Consider the following 2673-nt stretch of genomic DNA (forward strand, 5'->3'; position numbering starts at 1 on the left):
CATGGGAGGAGGACAACACGAGCCCGGAGACAGCCTCATCGGTGGCACTCCCGCCACATCCGGTGAGAAGGCGGGCCGAGCCTGTGGAGGCTCGGTGCCCATCGAGGACCATGGCGTCATCGGGGACCTGCGCACGGTGGCGCTGGTGGGGACGGACGGCACGATCGACTGGCTGTGCTACCCGCACTTCGACAGCCCGAGCGTCTTCGCGGCGCTGCTGGATCCGGAGAAAGGGGGGCACTTCCGAGTCGCTCCGGAGCCGGACGGAGTGGTGCGCAAGCAGTTCTATTGGCCGGACACGAATGTGCTGGTGACGCGCTTCTACACGCCAGAGGGGGTGGGGGAGCTCATCGACTTCATGCCGCTGGGGAGCGCGGGCGAGCAGACGCGCGAGGTGCTGCGGCGGGTGCGGGTGGTGCGGGGGATGATGGTGTTCCGGATGGAGTGCTTCCCCGCGTTCAACTTCGCCAGGGACTCGCACACCACGAAGCTCATCCCGGGCGGGGCGAGCTTCGTCTCGGAGAAGCTGAGCCTGACGCTGTCCACGAAGGTGAAGCTGGGGGCGGAGGCGCGGGGCGTGAGGGCCCGCTTCGAGCTGCAGGCGGGCCAGTCGGCGGTGTTCACCCTGCGCGAGGGCGCGCCCAGCTCCTGCACGGACACGGTGCATAGCCACGAGTCCGCCGAGGTGCTCTTCCGGGACACGGTGAACTACTGGCGCCAGTGGCTGTCGAAGTGCACGTACAGGGGGCGGTGGCGGGAGATGGTGCATCGCTCGGCGCTGGCGCTGAAGCTGATGACGTTCGAGCCCACGGGGGCCATCGTCGCGGCGCCGACGACGAGCCTGCCCGAGTCCCCGGGCGGCGTGCGCAACTGGGACTACCGCTACGTGTGGCTGCGGGATGCGGCCTTCACCGTCTATGCCTTCCTGCGCGTGGGCTTCAAGGAGGAGGCCGGCGCCTTCATGCGGTGGCTGGAGGCGCGCTGCGCGGAGCTGCCGGAGGATGCACCGCTGTCGCTCATGTACGCCATCGACGGGAGCCGGGTGCCACCGGAGGAGGAGCTCAGCCACCTGCGCGGCTACGGAGGTGCCCGGCCGGTGCGCATCGGCAACGCGGCGGCGGATCAGCTCCAGCTGGACATCTATGGCGAGCTGATGGACTCGGTGTACCTCTACAACAAGCACGCGGCGCCCATCAGCTACGACTTCTGGAGGCACCTGCGGCGGCTGGTGGACTGGGTGTGCGACCACTGGCAGGAGCGGGACGAGGGCATCTGGGAGGTGCGAGGCGGGCGGCGGCACTTCGTGTACTCGAAGCTCATGTGCTGGGTGGCGGTGGATCGAGCCCTCCGGCTGGCGGACAAGCGCAGCTTCCCAGCGGACCGGACGCGGTGGCTCACAGTTCGCGACGCCATCTTCGAGGACATCATGAAGAGCGGCTGGAGCGAGCAGCGCCAGGCGTTCATCCAGGCCTACGAGCGCGAGTCCCTGGACGCGGCCAACCTGCTCATGCCGCTGGTCTTCTTCCTGTCGCCGGTGGATCCGAGGATGCTCTCCACGCTGGACGGGATGCTCCAGCCCCCGGAGAAAGGGGGCCTGGTGTCCGATGGGCTGGTGTTCCGGTACGACGCGGACGCGACGCTGGACGGCATCGCCGGGCGCGAGGGGACGTTCAACCTCTGCAGCTTCTGGCTGGTGGAGGCGATGACGCGGGCGAGCGTGGCGCGGCCCCAGTTCCTGGAGGAGGCGCGGCTGACGTTCGAGCGCATGCTGGGGTACGCCAACCACGTGGGGCTGTACGCGGAGCAGACGGGCATGTCGGGCGAGGCGCTGGGCAACTTCCCGCAGGCGCTCACGCACCTGTCGCTGATCAGTGCCGCGTACAACCTGGACCGCACGCTGGGGCGGCGGGAGTGAGTCGTGCGCGCGCCCTCACCGGCCCTGGAGCTGCGCGTGGATGAGCTGCCGCAGGGCGGGTGGGTCGAAGGGCTTCTCCACTCGCACGTTGGAGAGATGGCTCAGGAACTCGCGGGCCCCGGGCGTGAACGCGCCGCCCGTGACGAAGAGGATGTGGCCGGCCCGCTCGGGCATCCGCCGGCTCACCTCGGCGTGGAACTCCATGCCCGTCATCTCCGGCATCATCAAGTCGCAGAGGATGAGATCCCACGGCTCGCCCTGCGCCAGCCACGCCAGCGCCGCCTGGGCTCGGTTGAAGAGGAGCACGTCATGCTCCGAGCCAAGCGTCCGCTTCAGCGCGTTGAGCACCAGCTGCTCGTCGTCCACCGCGAGGATGCGGGCCCGGCCTCCGGTCTTCACTGCCTTCTGCACGCTGCTCTCCCTGTGCCCCACCGATTGCGGGGTGAGCACCACCCGGAAGGTGGTGCCCTGGCCCACCTCGCTGTCGAACTGCAGCTCCCCGCCCAGGCTGGTGACGATGCCGTGGCAGATGGACAGCCCCAGCCCAGTGCCCTCGCCTGGAGGCTTGGTGGTGAAGAAGGGCTCGAGCACGCGCGGGCGGATGTCCTCGGGAATGCCCACGCCCGTGTCGTGCACCTCGGCCACCACGCGGCCCTGTGCATCCACCCAGGTGGAGACGCAGATCTCGTGCTGCTCCGCCGCGCCCTCGGGGATGGCGTGCGCCGCGTTGATGAGCAGGTTGAGGAACACCTGCCCCA

2 protein-coding genes are annotated in these 2673 nt (G+C 69.2%); one reads left to right on the top strand and one right to left on the bottom strand.

Annotated features, from left to right (window positions below):
• Position 1 precedes the first annotated feature (1 nt).
• Positions 2 to 1915 (top strand): glycoside hydrolase family 15 protein, encoded by a 1914-nt coding sequence (locus tag VD972_RS11750; RefSeq protein WP_324985403.1) that lies wholly within the window; start codon positions 2 to 4, stop codon positions 1913 to 1915.
• Between the two features lie 15 nt (positions 1916 to 1930).
• Here VD972_RS11750 and VD972_RS11755 read toward each other — a convergent pair.
• Positions 1931 to 2673: ATP-binding protein (locus VD972_RS11755; protein ID WP_324985406.1), on the bottom strand; the 743-nt coding region annotated here is incomplete at its 5' end.

Source organism: Hyalangium sp., assembly GCF_035629615.1.
Taxonomy (GTDB): domain Bacteria; phylum Myxococcota; class Myxococcia; order Myxococcales; family Myxococcaceae; genus Hyalangium.

Bases quoted from the DNA above. Each gene is read 5' to 3' on its own strand.
- VD972_RS11750 (WP_324985403.1), top strand. From the start codon at position 2: ATGGGAGGAGGACAACACGAGCCCGGAGACAGCCTCATCGGTGGCACT.